13 protein-coding genes are annotated in these 14,545 nt (G+C 68.0%); 8 read left to right on the top strand and 5 right to left on the bottom strand.

Going from position 1 to position 14,545, the window contains the following annotated elements; translation table 11 throughout:
- Positions 1–3: 3 nt before the first annotated feature.
- Together I5803_RS03350 and I5803_RS03345 are read right to left on the bottom strand one after the other, a co-directional pair.
- Complete coding sequence (locus I5803_RS03350; RefSeq protein ID WP_435520838.1) at positions 4–405, bottom strand: FKBP-type peptidyl-prolyl cis-trans isomerase; 402 nt, start codon at positions 403–405, stop codon at positions 4–6.
- A gap of 13 nt (positions 406–418) precedes the next feature.
- Positions 419–1,132, bottom strand: a complete 714-nt coding sequence (locus tag I5803_RS03345; protein ID WP_196985001.1) for a YebC/PmpR family DNA-binding transcriptional regulator — start codon at positions 1,130–1,132, stop codon at positions 419–421.
- A gap of 98 nt (positions 1,133–1,230) precedes the next feature.
- Between I5803_RS03345 and I5803_RS03340 the strand changes: the two genes are divergently transcribed.
- The 7 genes from I5803_RS03340 (at position 1,231) to I5803_RS03310 (ending at position 9,702) form a co-directional block, all read left to right on the top strand.
- On the top strand, positions 1,231–2,220 hold the full coding sequence (locus I5803_RS03340) for a hypothetical protein (protein WP_196985000.1): 990 nt from the start codon (positions 1,231–1,233) through the stop codon (positions 2,218–2,220).
- Between the two features lie 4 nt (positions 2,221–2,224).
- Positions 2,225–3,202 carry a hypothetical protein gene (locus I5803_RS03335; RefSeq protein ID WP_196984999.1) on the top strand — a complete coding sequence of 326 codons (978 nt, stop codon included), beginning with the start codon at positions 2,225–2,227 and terminating at the stop codon, positions 3,200–3,202.
- A gap of 42 nt (positions 3,203–3,244) precedes the next feature.
- Entirely contained in the window at positions 3,245–4,306 is a 1,062-nt protein-coding gene (locus I5803_RS03330; protein WP_196984998.1) for an Ldh family oxidoreductase, read from the top strand.
- A complete protein-coding gene (locus I5803_RS03325; protein ID WP_196984997.1) occupies positions 4,303–5,262 on the top strand; it encodes a Bug family tripartite tricarboxylate transporter substrate binding protein in 960 nt (319 codons plus the stop codon). The genes I5803_RS03330 and I5803_RS03325 overlap by 4 nt, the downstream gene beginning before the upstream one ends.
- A gap of 98 nt (positions 5,263–5,360) precedes the next feature.
- A complete protein-coding gene (locus I5803_RS03320) occupies positions 5,361–7,757 on the top strand; it encodes a glycoside hydrolase family 5 protein (protein ID WP_196984996.1) in 2,397 nt (798 codons plus the stop codon).
- Positions 7,758–7,861: 104 nt separating this feature from the next.
- On the top strand, positions 7,862–9,304 hold the full coding sequence (locus I5803_RS03315; RefSeq protein ID WP_196984995.1) for a multicopper oxidase domain-containing protein: 1,443 nt from the start codon (positions 7,862–7,864) through the stop codon (positions 9,302–9,304).
- Positions 9,301–9,702, top strand: a complete 402-nt coding sequence (locus I5803_RS03310) for a hypothetical protein (RefSeq protein WP_196984994.1) — start codon at positions 9,301–9,303, stop codon at positions 9,700–9,702. The genes I5803_RS03315 and I5803_RS03310 overlap by 4 nt, the downstream gene beginning before the upstream one ends.
- On the opposite strand, the gene I5803_RS03305 is transcribed toward I5803_RS03310, so the two are convergent.
- The 3 genes from I5803_RS03305 to I5803_RS03295 all read right to left on the bottom strand — a co-directional run bounded on the left by I5803_RS03305 (position 9,662) and on the right by I5803_RS03295 (position 12,596).
- Positions 9,662–10,945: an NRAMP family divalent metal transporter gene (locus tag I5803_RS03305; RefSeq protein ID WP_196984993.1), complete on the bottom strand. Its 1,284-nt coding sequence runs from the start codon at positions 10,943–10,945 to the stop codon at positions 9,662–9,664. The two genes, I5803_RS03310 and I5803_RS03305, sit on opposite strands and share 41 nt — an antisense overlap.
- Positions 10,946–11,000: 55 nt before the next feature.
- Positions 11,001–11,276, bottom strand: coding sequence for a YkvA family protein (locus I5803_RS03300; RefSeq protein WP_196984992.1), 276 nt, complete (start codon positions 11,274–11,276; stop codon positions 11,001–11,003).
- Between the two features lie 102 nt (positions 11,277–11,378).
- Positions 11,379–12,596 (bottom strand): sensor histidine kinase, encoded by a 1,218-nt coding sequence (locus tag I5803_RS03295; RefSeq protein ID WP_196984991.1) that lies wholly within the window; start codon positions 12,594–12,596, stop codon positions 11,379–11,381.
- A 257-nt stretch (positions 12,597–12,853) separates the two neighbouring features.
- Between I5803_RS03295 and I5803_RS03290 the strand changes: the two genes are divergently transcribed.
- The gene (locus I5803_RS03290) at positions 12,854–14,527 is read left to right on the top strand and encodes a sialidase family protein (protein WP_196984990.1); all 1,674 of its coding nucleotides are present in this window, start codon (positions 12,854–12,856) and stop codon (positions 14,525–14,527) included.
- The last annotated feature ends 18 nt before the right edge of the window (positions 14,528–14,545 follow it).

Raw genomic sequence — 14,545 nt, 5'->3', positions numbered from 1 at the left:
GAATCACTTCACTTGCAGCAGTTCGATCTCGAACACGAGCGTGGCGTTGGGCGGGATCACGCCGCCGCCCGCGCCGCGCTCGCCATAGGCAATGGCCGCCGGGCAGGTAAGGCGGGCCTTGCCGCCCGGCTTCATGAGCTGGACGCCTTCGGTCCAGCACTTGATCACGCGGTTGAGCGGGAACTCGGTGGGTTCGCCGCGCGAGTAGGAGCTGTCGAACTCCTTGCCGTCCATGAGCGTGCCGCGGTAGTGGACGCGCACGGTGTCGGTGGCGGCGGGCGACTTGCCCGAACCGTCCTTCAGGGATTGGTAGACGAGCCCGCTGGCGGTGGTGACGGGCTGCGCGGCCGTGGCGCAGGCGGACAAGGCCACGATGGCGGCAGCGACGAAGATGCGTTGGAACAAGATGGAAACTCCTTCAGCCGGCAAGGCCGACGAATACATTCTGCACGTCATCGTGCGCGTCGATGGCCGCGAGGAAGGCTTCCACCTCCTCGAGCGCCGCGGGCGTGAGATTTGCCGGGTCGACCGGGTTCTTCGGCTTGTAGCCGAGCTTGGCCGACAGAACCGTGAAGCCATGCGCGGGCAGGGCGCGGCTCACGAGGTCGAGGTCGGTCGCGTCGGTGATGAAGAGCGTCGTGCCTTCGGCCTCGCCGGCCTCGAAGTCCTGCGCGCCCGCTTCGATGGCGGCGACCTCCGGGTCTGCCCCTGCCGCGGCCGGCTCTGCTTCGATCATGCCCACGTGGTCGAAGTCCCAGGACACCGAGCCGGAGGTGCCGAGCTGGCCCTTGCGGAAGAGCACGCGCATCTCCGGCGCGGTGCGGTTGACGTTGTCCGTGAGGCACTCGACCATCAGCGGCACCTGGTGCGGCGCGAAGCCTTCATAGATCACGTGCTCGAAGTTCACGGCTTCGCCGGTGAGCCCCGCGCCCTTCTTGATCGCGCGGTCCAGCGTGTCCTTGGGCATGGACACCTTGCGCGCCTGCTCGACGACGAGGCGCAGCCGCGAATTGGTCGCAGGGTCCGCGCCGCTGCGCGCCGCCACCATGATGTCCTTGGCCAGCCGGCCGAAGAGCTTGCCCCTCGCGTCGGCGGCTTGCGCCTTGCCTTTTGCCTTCCATTGCGCGCCCATGTGAAGTCCTCCTCGAATTCGGATGCAGGCGCCGAGTTTCTCAGATTCCGCCGCGGGCCATCGCTTACCATCGCTGCGAAATTAGGGGGGAATCGCGGATGTTCAGAAGTTGGATCGTCATGCTGTTCGCTTGCTGCGCCATGGGCGCGCACGCCGGCGAGTCCGAGATGCGCAAGGCGCTGGGGGTCGAATTCGACAGCGCGTTCCAGCGCGGCGACTTCGCCGCCATCGAGGCGCGCTATGCCAGGGCGCTGGGCTCGCGCGAGCGGATGCCGAGCGGGGTCTTCGTCACGAGCCAGATGGTGTACCTGATGTTTCGCAGCTTGCCGAAGACCGTGGAGGCGAAAGGCAACGACGCGTACTGGAAGCCTATCGAGGACCAGGCGCACAAGTGGTTCGCGCAGTATCCGAAGTCCACCATCGCTGCGATCGCGCTGTCGAAGGCCTACTCGGAACACGGGTGGGACTATCGGGGCACGGGTTATGCCAGCACGGTGGGCAAGGAGGATTGGGCGAAACTCAAGGACTACCTGGCGAAAGCGGGAGTTGCCTTGTCCAGCCGCGCCGAAGAAGGCCGCAGGGACCCGACATGGCGCTGGCAGATGCTGCACCTCGGGCGCCTGGCAGGCTGGCCCGACGACAAATATCGCGAGTTCGCGCAGGCGTCGCTGGAAGAATTCCCCGGGTATTACGACACTTATTTCGAAATCGCCGAGGCCATGCTGCCTCAATGGGGCGGCAGCATGCAGCAGCTTGCCGCCTTCGCGGACTACGCGGCGGACCGCACGAAGAAGACCGACGGCAAGGCGCTCTTCGCGCGGATCTACTGGAGCATGCACGGCTACCTCGGGCCTTCCGGCTTGAGCCAGCCGGAGGTCGACTGGCCGTCCATCCGCGCGGGCTTCGACGACCTCGTCAAGCGCTACCCCGACCCGTGGAACCTCAATTACTACGCGCGAATCGCCTGCGATGTCGGCGACAAGGCGACGACGCGGCGCGTGCTCACCGCCGTGGGAGAGCGCGTTGATCCCATGGCCTGGGAGACGCGGGCGAACTGGATGCGCTGCAAGCGCTGGGCGGAGGGCTGAGGCGATGCAATCGCCGATCGCGCGCTGGATGGCGATCGCCTGGCTGCTGCTGGCGTGCGCACCGGGCTTCGCGCAGTCCTCGGCATTCGCCCGGGAGACACGCCCCTTGTTGGTCGCCGGCAGGTTCGACGAACTCGACCAGCTCTATGCCCGGGACATCGCGGCGGCTCCGGTGCCCGGCGCATGGGAACACGAGACGGTCTACTTCTTCTTCAACATGTGGCTGGGCTTCAACGACAAGAAGTGGGCCGAGGACGACGAAGCCACCCGCAAATGGCTCCAGCACTCCCCGCGATCGACCGCCGCCATGATCGCGCGCGCCATGGAGCGCAGTCGCTACGCCGGACGCCTGGAGAAATCCGGCGACTGGGGCAAGGAGGAGGCAGCCCTTGCCGAGGTGCGCAAGCTGCTAGCCGCGGCGCAGCCCAACGCGAAGAACGATGTCGTGTGGCACACGCTCACGATCATCCAGGCCCAGCGCGACGGCTGGCCCGCCGACCGCCTGAAGCGCGCGGTGGAGGCCGCGTTGCGCGTGGACGCCACCTCGATGTTCTACGCCACGGCCGCAGCCAAGGCGCTGGTGCCCGAGCAGCGAAGCGGCCCGGAACCGCTCGCGTGGCTGGCGCGCCGTTCCGCCGAGCTGTCGGAGAAGACGCACGGCAAGGGCATGTACGCGCGGATCTATCTCTGGAACCCGTACGTCTCCGCCGAAGTTTACGAAGACCCGTTCGGCCGCGGCCTCATCGACTGGCCGACGATGAAGCGGGGCCTCGCCGACCTGCAGGAGCGCGGCCCTGCATCCGACGACTTGCTCAACCAGGCGGCGGTCATGGCGTGCAAGGCGGGCGACCAGGAGGCCACGGCGCAGGCGTTGCGCCGCATGAAGGGCGCGGTACAGCTGGAGGTGTGGAAGCAGTGGGGCGGCGATCCACTGTACGAGCGCTGCAGGAAATGGGCCGCGCCGAAGGCCGTGACCTCGTGATTCGCGGCGTGACATCGCGAGGCGGCATGGGCAGAATGCGGCATGCCCGATGTACGCATACCAACACAGCGTGCCCAGCGCTTCCTCACCGCCGCCTTCGACAAGCTGGGCCTTCCACCCGATGATGCCGCGACCGTCGCTCGGTTGATGACCGAAGCGGAGGCGCAAGGCTCCGACGGCCATGGCGTGATCCGCCTTATCCCCTACGCGCGGCGCATCCGCGCGGGCGGCATGAACCTGAAGCCCGACATCCGCGTCGTCAAGGAGAAGGCCGCGATGGCCCTCATCGACGGCGACAACGGCATGGGCCACCTCGTCATGCAGCGCGCCGCGGAACTCGCCATCCGGAAGGCGAAGCAGTGCGGGATCGCGTGGGTCGGCGCGCGCCTCTCCAACCACGCCGGCCCGGCGTCGCTGTATGCGCGCATGGTGCAGCAGCAGGACATGATCGGCATGTACTACGCCGTCGGCAATGCGAACCACCTGCCGCCCTGGGGCGGGCTGGACATGCTGCTGTCCACCAACCCGATCGCCGTGGCCGTGCCCGCGGGCGAGGAGCCGCCCATCGTGCTCGACATGGCGACCACCGTCGCCGCGTACGGCAAGGTGAAGGCGAAGGCGCAGCGCGGCGAGCAGATGCCCGAGGGCTGGATGATCGACCGCACCGGCCAGCCGCTCACCGACCCGAAGCGCGCAGACGAAGGCTTCCTCATGCCCATCGGCGGCTACAAGGGCTATGGGCTTGCGCTCGTCGTCGGCATCCTCGCCGGCACCTTGAATGGCGCGGCGATGGGCAGCGAGACCATCGACTTCAACAAGGACGACGTGACGGTGACGAACACCGGTCAAGCCATCGTCGCGATCGATCCCGATGCCTTCGGCGAGCTGGATGAATTCAAGGCGCGCGTCGACAAGCTGATTCGCGAGCTGCGCGCGAGCGAACGCATGCCCGGCGTAGACCGCATCTGGCTGCCCGGCGAGCAAAGCCATGCGAAGCGGATCGCCAATGAGCGCGATGGCCTGCTGCTGCCGCCCGCGCTGCTGGCGCAACTCGACACATTCGCCCGCGAGGTGGGCATCACGAACATTCTGGAGACGACATGAAGTACGCAGCGATTTTTCTATCGGCGGTACTCGCCACCACCGGCGCGCAAGCCCAGAGCTGGCCCACCAAACCGATCCGCCTCATCGTGCCGCTCGCGGCCGGCAGCGCGGTAGACGCGGCCGCGCGCATCGTCGCGGAGAAGATGTCGCGCGACCTCGGACAGAACATCGTCGTGGAGAACCAGCCCGGCGCGGCGGGGATCATCGGCGCTGGCGCCGTTGCGAAAGCCGCACCCGACGGCTACACCTTCGGCGGCTTCAACGACAGCATCATGACGATGGTGCCCAACCTCACGCCCAAGATGCCCTGGGACATCACGAAGGATTTCGAGCCCGTGTCGCTCGTGGCCACGGTGGAGTGGGGCCTGGTGGTCAACGCGGAACTGCCCCTGAAGAGCGCGGGCGACCTGATCGCCGCTGCGAAGAAGGCGCCCGGCAAGATCAACTACGGCTCGGGCGGCAACGGCAGCCCGCAGCACATCGCGATGGCGCTCTTCGCCTCGCAGGCCGGTGTGCAGATGACCCACGTGCCGTACAAGGGCGCAACCCAGGCGGCGATGGGCGTCGCGGGCAAGGAGGTGGACGCGGCGTTCCAGGGCATCGCGACGGTGAACTCGCTGATCAAGGCGGGGAAGGTGCGGCTGGTCGGCGTCACGACGCCGAAGCGCATGCCGCAGTTCCCGGACGTGCCGACGGTGAGCGAGTCCGGCATGCCGGGCTTCGAGTTCAATTCCTGGTTCGCGATGATGGCGCCCGCCGGCACGCCGAAAACCATCGTGAACCAGATGGCGGCCGAAGTGAAGAAGGCGCTGGAAGACCCGGAAGTGCGCGAGAAGCTGAACGCGCAGGGGCTGACACCCAGGGGCACCACGCCGGATGAGCTCGGAACGGCCACGAAGGCACAACTGGCGAAGTACGGCGAGTTGATCCGGAAAAACGGGATTACGGCGGAGTAGTTCACGATGCGCTGATCCGCGCACACACGGCTCGGCGGTTTCCGCCTAGCATCGGACCGCGCAGCGGGCTCGCCGCTGCGTTTCCACCCCAAGGATCCATGCACAGACGCGAATTCTCCAAGCGGGCCGCCACCACGGCTGCCGCGTTGCTCGGCGCTACACGGCCGTACGAAGCCACAGCAAGCGCCGATGTGGAAGCCGCAGCCTCGCGGGGCAGCGGCGGCGGCCTGGCGCTGGGCACCAATCTCTCCGGCATGGAATGGGCGCGGCCCGGCCTGCGCTATGGCGGCAGCACCGCCCCGAACATCAACTTCACCGTGCCCCGCAAGGCGGACGTCGCCTATCTCGCGTCGCTGGGCTATACGAAGAACCGGCTCCCGGTGCAGTGGGAGTTGCTGCAGCCGATGCTGAACACGACGTTCGCCAGCCAGGCCGTGCAGGCCGCCATCGGCGCGCCGGGGGCGTTCCATGCGGTGTACGCCTCGTATATCACCGACGTGCTCGACGCCCATGCGGCCGCGGGCATCAAGTGCATCATCGACTGCCACAACTACTGCCGCTACCAGGACTTCGTGTTCCAGCCCGACGGTTCGGTCGCCGGGCTCACCACCTTCACGAACCCGCTGCTGCGGCCGTACACCACCGACCCATCGCAGGTGCAGGTGCGCATCTTCGCGCTCGCGCCCGGCGCGACCTTGACGCCCGCCAACTTCAGCGACTTCTGGACGAAGGTCGCGCTCACCTGGAAGAACCATCCGGGCTTCGGCGGCTACGGGCTCATGAACGAGCCGCACGACATGCCCGCGCCGGGCGGCATCGTGGAGTCCTACAACGGCGAAGACCTCACCATCTGGCCGGCGTTCGCGCGCGCGGCCATCGCGGCGATCCGCGCGGTGGATGCGGCCAACCCGATCTATGTCGCGGGCAACGGATGGGACGCCGCGATGACCATCGGCACGATGAACCCGGGCTGGCCGCTCGCGGGCACGAACCTTATCTACGAAGTCCACATGTACCTGGACGCGTACAGCAACGGCGGCGCGTTCGACTACGACACGGAAGCCGCGAAGAACTATTCGGCCGGCATCGGCGACGTCGCCATCAACGTCAATACCGGAGTGAGCCGGCTCAAGCTCGCGACCGCATGGGCGTCCGCGCACAAGGTCAAGCTCGCACTCACGGAAACGGCGATGCCGATCGACGACGTGCGCTGGCAGCAGATGTTCCTCGCGGCGGCGGCTTTCGCGCGCAAGCAGGGCGTGGAGGTCTACACCTGGATGGGCGGCAACCACTGGCCGATCCACAACCACGCGACCAATCACGTCCCGGGCTGGCACCAGAACAAGACGGTGCATCCCGCCGTGGCGGGCGCGCAGCTGGCGGCTGCGGGCATTGCGCGCGCCGCGCTCTTCGACGATGGTCCCGGCTACGCGCCGGCCGGCATTCCGGTCACGGTCACGGTGTACGCGCGCGGCAACCTCGCCAAGTCCGCGTCCTTGAAATTGGCGGCGCCGCCCGGCGTGATCCTCAGCAAGTCGAAGCTCACGATCCCTGCCGGCGCCAACGGGCAGGACAGCTACACCGTCACCTGCCCGGCCAACACCATCGTCACGCTCGTTTATTCGGGCTCGGGTGTGACGGCTCCGCCGCCGCGCAAGCTGTATTCGCTGGCCGATCCGGTCGCGTATGCGGCAGGCACGAGCCTCGCGGATGGCGCGAGGGCCATCCTGGCGAAGTACAGCGCCTGCAAGTGGGACATGGCCGATGGCTACACCGACTACCTCCTGGGCGCGCCCGCCGCCGACGGCCAGGTGGTGCGCGCGATTTCCGATTCGGGCTACGGCTCCTCGCCGGGCAACGCGATGGAGATGCTCAACTGGATCAACAAGGACAACCCCAACGGCGGGACGATGTCCCTGCCCGTCATGCGCGTGACCAACGGCCGCAGGAATTCCGACCACACCGTCTACGACACCTACGGCTTCTGGTGCAAGAAGACCGAGCCCGTGCCCAACATCCAGCCGCGCCCGCGCAACCGCGTGCCCTACAACGTGGAGGACCCGCACTTCACGATCATGGCGTTGAGCGTGCCCGGCTTGAACAACACCGGCGTGGCTTTCCAGGTGTCGAAGACGGAAGCGGGCTACCGCTCGGAACTGGCCTTCGCCAACAGCCAGCCGCAGGCCAACTGGATCGACGGCAACGGGCAGGTGGTGTCGATCACCAGCCCGTTGCGGCTGGTGCCGGGGGCCGTCTCGGTCGTCTCGCTCACCTCGATGCCCGGCGCGCAGGCCTTGCGTGTCGACTCGGCCGTGATGGCCACCAGCGCCGCGAGCTTCGCGCCGAGTCCCTGCACGCAGATGCTGATCGGATGGGGCTATGTCGACTACTACCCGCGCGACGGCTTCCAGGGAAATGTCTACGGCGTGATCACGGGCAAGGGTGTCCCGACGGCGGGTGAGCTGGCGGTACTCGAGCGCTTCCTGGCCGGCTAGCGCCCCGTGAGGAGGCGCACGATGGCCGCCTCCTTGATCCAGATCAAACCGCGGCGGTGCGCCGCGCACCATCCTTGGGCACCAGCACCAGAAAGGTCGGTCCCATGAATGCTCCGCTGCGCAATGCCGCCGGCGTCCTCCTCCTGTCATGGCTTGCCGCTTGCGTGCCCGCGCCCGCGACCGACGCCTACGACACCTCGAAGATGGATCTCAAGCCTATCGCGGCCAAGCTCACGCAGGAGCGTCACAAGGGCGCTTTCGCGTCAGGCGATTCGCTCAACCTCACGGCGCTGCTGAAGCCTGTCGATCCCGCACCGGTCAAGACCGTGCAGCTGGACACGACGCACAAGATCATCGAGATCGCGCCCGGCGTGAAGTTCAGCGGCTGGACCTTCGGCGACCAGGTGCCCGGCCCCGCGATCCGCGCGCGGGTGGGTGAGAGGATCCGCTTCAGCATGACCAACCGCAGCGACGAAGCCGCCCCGGGCATCAGCCTCACCGCCGCGCCGATGATGCATTCCATGGACTTCCACGCGGCGATGGTGTCGCCGCAGGACAAGTACCGCTCCGTGGCGCCGGGCCAGACCATCGAATTCGAGTTCACGCTCAACTACCCGGGCGTGTTCATGTACCACTGCGGCACGCCCATGATCCTGGAGCACATCGCCTCGGGCATGTATGGCGCCGTGATCGTGGAGCCGCGCGGGGGCTACCCCACGAAGGTGGACCGCGAGTACCTGGTCGTGCAGAGCGAGTTCTACGCGAAGCCCGATCCGGAGGGCCGCAAGGTGGACGGCGGCCCGCTGTACGTGCTGGACAACGAGCGCCTGCGCGCCGCGCAGCCGACCCACACCGTCTTCAACGGCTCGCACAATGGCATGGTGAGGAACCCCTTGCCCGCGAAGGCCGGGGAACGGGTGCGGCTGTTCGTGCTCAACGTGGGCCCGAGCAAGACATCCAGCTTCCACGTGGTGGGAACGATCTTCGACCGCGTCTGGCTGGAGGGCAACCCGGACAACCAGATGCGCGGCATGCAGACCGTGCTGCTCGGCTCGAGCAACAGCGCGATCATGGAGATGGTGATCCCGGAGAACGGCTCCTACATCATGGTGGACCACCACTTCGCCAATGCCTCGCAAGGCGCGATCGGGCTGATCTCCACGGAATCGAAGCCGAAGGAAGCCGACCTCGAGCATCACAACATGTCCGCGTCGGCCGCGCCGACGGACCCGCAGGTGCTCGCGGGGAAGACGGCCTTCGAGAGCAAGTGCTTCGCCTGCCACTCCGTCGGGCAGGGCAGGAAGCTCGGCCCGGACATCGCGGGGGTGACGACGAGGCGCACCGACGAGTGGCTCCGGCAGTGGCTGAAGGCGCCCGAGAAGATGCTGCAAACGGACCCGGCGGCGCAGGCGATGCTGAAGGAATCAGGCGGCATCCCGATGCCCAACCAGGGGCTGAGCGAGGCCGAGATCGCGCAGTACCTCGCCTACTTCCACTGGATCGATGCGCAGGCCGCGGCCGCGCCGAAACCGGCGGCCTCGAAATGAAGCGCCTCCATGGTGTCATTGCAGTCGCGATCGTCGCCATGGCCAACGCGGCGGCGGCCTGCGGCTACTGCGTGGAAGACCGGATTGCCGCCGTGTACGACCATGCGCTCACGCTGCGGGCCGCGGGCGGCAAGCTGCAGATCGCCTACTTCGCCTGGGACGGCCCGGTGGCGCGCAGCAGCGAAATGCGCGCGAAGATCGTCTCGGCGGTGCAGGGCACCGGCGGGGTGGACGGGCCCTCGGTGCGCGTGTCGATGGAGCCGGCGGCCATCGCGGTCGCCTTCGACCCCGCGCGCGTCAAACGCGAACAACTCGACGCATCGATGCGCCGGCGCCTCTCCGCGCTGAAGATCGACCTCACATCGTTGCAAACATCGCCACCACCGCCACGGCCATGAGCACCGCGGTGGCCCAGCCCGTCGTTCGCAGGCGCCCCGAAATCACGAACGGGCCCATGACCCGTGCGTTGGCCGCCATCAGCAGCATCACGCCCATGATCGGGATGGAGATGACGCCGTTGATCACCGCGCTCCAGAAAAGCGCCCGGATCGGGTCGATCGGCAGGAAGCCGATGGCGATGCCGAGCACGGTCGAGACCGCGATAATCGAGTAGAAGCCCTTGGCGCGGCTGGGCGGCAGCTCCAGGCTGTTGCGCCAGCGGAAGGTGCCCGCCATGGCGTACGCCGCGGAGCCTGCGAGCACCGGAATGGCCAGCAGCCCGGTGCCGATGATGCCCATGCCGAACAGGAAGAACGCGAAGTCGCCCGCGATCGGGCGCAGCGCGGACGCGGCCTGCGCGGAGGTCTGGATGTCGGTGACGCCCTGCGTGTGCAGCGTCACGGCAGTCGTGAGCATGATGAAGAACGCGATCAGGTTGGAAAAGCCCATGCCGACCACCGTGTCGAGCTTGATGCGCCTGAAATTCGCGCGCGCCTGCACAGGCGCCTTGAGCAGCGACAGGGCGCCGGGCGTGGCATGCAGCTCCTCCACCTCCTCGGAGGCCTGCCAGAAGAAGAGGTACGGGCTGATGGTCGTGCCGAACACGGCGACGAGCGTCGTCACGTAGGCCGCGCTGAACGTGAGGTGGGGCCACACGGTGGCACGCACGACGTCCACCCAGTCGATCTTCACGGCGAAGACGATGCCGACGTAGGCCAGCAGCGCGAGCGTGAGCCACTTCAGGACACGCACGTACCTGTGGTAGGGCACGAAGACCTGCAGCACCAGCGACAGCAGGCCGAACGCGACGGTGTAGACCTTGGCATTGCCGCCGGCCAGCAGGGTGAGCGCGTCGCCCATCGCCGACACGTCGGCGGCGATGTTGATCGTGTTGGCGCAGAGAAGGAGCAGCACGATCGTGTACAGCAGCCACTTCGGGTAGTGACGCCTGATGTTGGTGGCCAGGCCGTGCCCGGTGACGCGGCCGATGCGCGCGCTGACCATCTGGATGGAGACCATCAGCGGATAGGTCAGCACGATCATCCACAGCAGCCCGGTGCCGAACTGCGCGCCGGCCTGCGAGTAGGTGGCGATGCCGCTGGGATCGTCGTCCGCGGCGCCCGTGATGAGGCCCGGGCCGAGTTTCTTCAGCCACGACTGCCGCGCCGGTGCGGCGTTGGGCGCGGGTGCGGGGTGGGACATGGCGCGCAGTGTAGGCCGCGCGCCTTAGTGCCGGCTGACCCCGGCCGCCGCTGGCTCAGCCCGCGCGCCGGCTCGCGGCGGCTTGCGCGACCTCGGGCGGCAGGCGCTTGAGCAGCCAGCGGATGGCCAGCGGGACCAGCACGATGTCGTCCATGAAGCCGACGAAGGGGATGAAGTCGGGGATGAGGTCGATGGGCGACAGCACGTAGAGCACGATCAGCACCGAGCCCACCTTGAGCCAGCGCGGCGCGGCCGGGTGGCGCAGGGCGAACCACAGTTGCCGCGCATCGCCGCGCAGGACGGTCCACAGCAGGGGCAGGCGTTTCCACATGGCAGCGTCTTTCACTGGGGTGCCCGGCGGGCACGATGCTGGGAAGATGGGCACGCGCGCCGCCGCTGCAAGGGGCCGCACGAGCAGTTACATCGCCGCGGCTCAGGCCGTGGCCGTCATGCCTTGCCGCACCGGCATGCGGGCGGTGAAGCACGTGCCGTCTTCGCGGGAAGAGCTCACCTGCAGCGTGCCGCCATGGGCACGCACGATTTGCGAACAGATATGCAGCCCGAGGCCCAGGCCGCCGCCGAGGTTCCCGCCGGCCTTGGTCTCCGGCGGGCGCCAGTAGGGCTCGAAGATTTTCTCGAGGCTCGCGCCCGGGATCGGGTCGCCGCCATTGCGCACGGACAGGCAGAGCCAGGCCGCGTCGCTGTGGACGTCGACGCGCACCGGCTCGCCGGGAGCCCCGTACGCCAAGGCGTTGCCGAGCAGGTTGGACAGCAGGCGCTGCACGCGGTTCAGGTCGCATTCCACGATGCCGTCGATCCGGTATTGCTCCTCGATTGCGCGGGCCGCATTCGAATCGCGCAGTTCCTGCACGACGTCGCGAAGGTTCGCAGCCAGGTCCGTGACAGGTTCGATGTGCAGGCCCATTCCCGCGCCCATGCGGCCGCGGGCGAAATCCAGCACGTCTTCGATCAGACGGGACATGCGCCGGGCGCTGGCGCGAAGCCGCTGGCCGTACCCTGCGACCTGCTCTTCGGACCGCCGCGCGAGGATTTCCGCGATCATCGCGACCGACGAAAGCGGGTTGCGCAGGTCGTGCCCCAGCACCGCGATGAACTGCTCGCGCAGCTCGACGGTGGCGCGGGCATCCAGCAGCGCGATCTCGGTTTCCTCCTGCTTCTGCTCGATGTCCAGCTGGCGGCCGATGAGTTCGGCGAAGCTCTGGAACATGGAGACGATCTTCGGGTCCGACACGACGGCGGGGCGGGGATCGATCGCGCACAGGTTGCCGAAATATTCGCCGTTCGGGCGCACGATCGGCACCGAGATGTAGCTTTCGATGTTGTATAGCCGCGGCGTGTGGTGGTCCCTGTAGTCCGGGTCCCGGCTGGCCTGGTCGATCACGACCGGGGCGCGCGCGGCGCGGGACTCCTTGCACAGGGTCGTGTGCACGTCGAGCTGGCTGCCCGGCACGAGGCCGAATTCGATCTGGTCTTCCACGGCGCAGGCGGTCCAGGTGCCGTCCGTGACGCGGGCGACGGCGGCAAAGCGCATGCCGGTGTTGTCGCAGATGATCTTCAGCAGGGAGGGAACGGAGCCGATGCGCGACACGACGGCGATGTCGCGCGCGATGGCCGAGGGACTGTCATCCAACGGGAGCCTTGTCTAAAAACGGGGGGCGATGCGCCATTCTAGGCATCCCGCTGGCCGCGCGTGCATGGCGGGGTTTCCGGTGGGAGCTCATCAGTCCCCACAGCGGCTCCAGGTCCGGTCGCGGATCGGGCAGGCGGCCGGTTTCTTCAAGGTAGAAGCGAGTGTTTCAGCGGCGGCTGACGGATTCGTGCTTCGCCCACCTACAAGCCGCAGCGGCAGCGTGCGTCACCCTCGAAGCCTCAACCACAGGCTCCCCGATGCAGCAGTACCGCACCCGCCTCGCCCTCACCACCCTGGCCGCGCTCTGGCTGAGCGCTTGCGGCGGCGGAGGTGACGGCGGTCCCGCGGGGGAAGCACCGGCGCCCATGGGCATCGCGTCCTCCTCCGTCGCCCCGCTTCGGGCTGCCATCGCCTCTGCGTGGAACGTGGCGTATCCGACGCCGCTCATCTGGCATTCGATGTCGACGAATGCCGCCGGCGACGTGCTGGCGGCAGGCACCGCCGGCGGCTCGATCCTCGTCTCCGCCGACGCGGGCGCCACCTGGACCGCCGGCAACAGCCCGTCGGGCATCTGGATTTCCAGCGCGATCTCCGGCACGGGCGACCTGATCCTTGCCGTGCAATACGGCGTGGGCATGTACAGGAGCACCAACCGCGGCGCCACGTGGACACAGGTGACGAACAGCCCGCTGGTCTACAACGCCAACGGCATCAACTTCGAGGCGGTGAGCATGTCGCAGGACGGGCGGCACATCGCCGTCGTGATCCAGAACGGCCGCATCGTGCTCAGCGACGACGCCGGCGCGACATGGCGCCTGGCGACCCTTCCCGATGCGCCGCAGGAGCGCTGGTGGCGCTGGGTCGACAGCTCATCCGACGGACGCGTCATCGTTGCCGTCTCGCACAACGGCGAGATCTACCGTTCGGCCGATACCGGCATGACCTGGAAGGCGATCACCGTGGCGGTGGGCTCGCCGAAGACCACCGTGGCCGAGCACTGGTATCGCGTGAAGCTGTCCGCCGACGGCAACACGATGGCGGTCGTCGCCAACTCCTTCGGCGGCGGGCCGGGCACCGGCATCTACGTGTCCCACGACGGGGGCTCCAGCTGGACCAAGGGCTACAGCCTGGTGGCCGACTACACCTTCCTCGCGATGTCCGCGGATGGAACGGCGATAGGCGCCACGGTCTCGAACACCGGTTCGACGCCGGGGCGCGTCCTGCTGTCGAGCGATGGGGGCGCGACATTCGCGGCGCAGGCGATGCCGGGCAGCGACACGAACTGGCGGGCGATGACGATGTCGGCGAATGCCGGCCGCATGGCGGCCGCGACGGGGGGCTTCAATACGCAATCGACGGGACTGCTCTACACGCGATCGGCCGGTGCGCCTGCGCCGGCACCCGCGCCGACTCCTGCCCCGGCGCCGGCTCCTGCACCAGCCCCCACGCCTGCGCCAGCCCCTGCACCTGCACCTGCACCTTCGTGCAACCCGCCCCTGTGGAACACGAGCACGCGCTACATGCCTGGCGATACCGTCACGCGCAACAGCAGTTTGTACGTGGCCACCCAGCAATCCGCGACTTCCTGGAATGTGAACAGCCCGCCGGAATGGACGCCCAGCCTCTGGTCGGTGACGAGCTGCGGCGCACCCGCCCCGGCGCCCGCACCGGCGCCCGCGCCGGCGCCAGCTCCCGCGCCGACGCCTGCGCCAGCGCCTGCTCCAGCGCCAGCGCCAGCCCCATCGCCCGCACCCGCACCGGCACCGTCGTGCACCGCGGCGGCATGGAACACCACCATGCGCTACATGCCCGGCGACCGGGTGCTGCGCAACGGCACGCTCTACACCGCCACGGATGCCTCCGCGACGGCCTGGAATGTCAACAGCCCGCCCGAGTGGACGCCGAAATACTGGTCGGTCACGGCGTGCTGACGGACGGTGCGGCTCCAT

The organism is Caenimonas aquaedulcis (assembly GCF_015831345.1).
Classification (GTDB): Bacteria; Pseudomonadota; Gammaproteobacteria; order Burkholderiales; family Burkholderiaceae_C; genus Ramlibacter; species Ramlibacter aquaedulcis.
This window is presented reverse-complemented; position numbering and strand designations above follow the sequence as displayed.

Coding starts and splice junctions, on each gene's coding strand:
- I5803_RS03345 (WP_196985001.1), bottom strand. CDS start 1,132: ATGGGCGCGCAATGGAAGGCAAAAGGCAAGGCGCAAGCCGCCGACGCG.
- I5803_RS03340 (WP_196985000.1), top strand. CDS start 1,231: ATGTTCAGAAGTTGGATCGTCATGCTGTTCGCTTGCTGCGCCATGGGC.
- I5803_RS03335 (WP_196984999.1), top strand. CDS start 2,225: ATGCAATCGCCGATCGCGCGCTGGATGGCGATCGCCTGGCTGCTGCTG.
- I5803_RS03330 (WP_196984998.1), top strand. CDS start 3,245: ATGCCCGATGTACGCATACCAACACAGCGTGCCCAGCGCTTCCTCACC.
- I5803_RS03325 (WP_196984997.1), top strand. CDS start 4,303: ATGAAGTACGCAGCGATTTTTCTATCGGCGGTACTCGCCACCACCGGC.
- I5803_RS03320 (WP_196984996.1), top strand. CDS start 5,361: ATGCACAGACGCGAATTCTCCAAGCGGGCCGCCACCACGGCTGCCGCG.
- I5803_RS03315 (WP_196984995.1), top strand. CDS start 7,862: ATGAATGCTCCGCTGCGCAATGCCGCCGGCGTCCTCCTCCTGTCATGG.
- I5803_RS03310 (WP_196984994.1), top strand. CDS start 9,301: ATGAAGCGCCTCCATGGTGTCATTGCAGTCGCGATCGTCGCCATGGCC.
- I5803_RS03305 (WP_196984993.1), bottom strand. CDS start 10,945: ATGTCCCACCCCGCACCCGCGCCCAACGCCGCACCGGCGCGGCAGTCG.
- I5803_RS03300 (WP_196984992.1), bottom strand. CDS start 11,276: ATGTGGAAACGCCTGCCCCTGCTGTGGACCGTCCTGCGCGGCGATGCG.
- I5803_RS03290 (WP_196984990.1), top strand. CDS start 12,854: ATGCAGCAGTACCGCACCCGCCTCGCCCTCACCACCCTGGCCGCGCTC.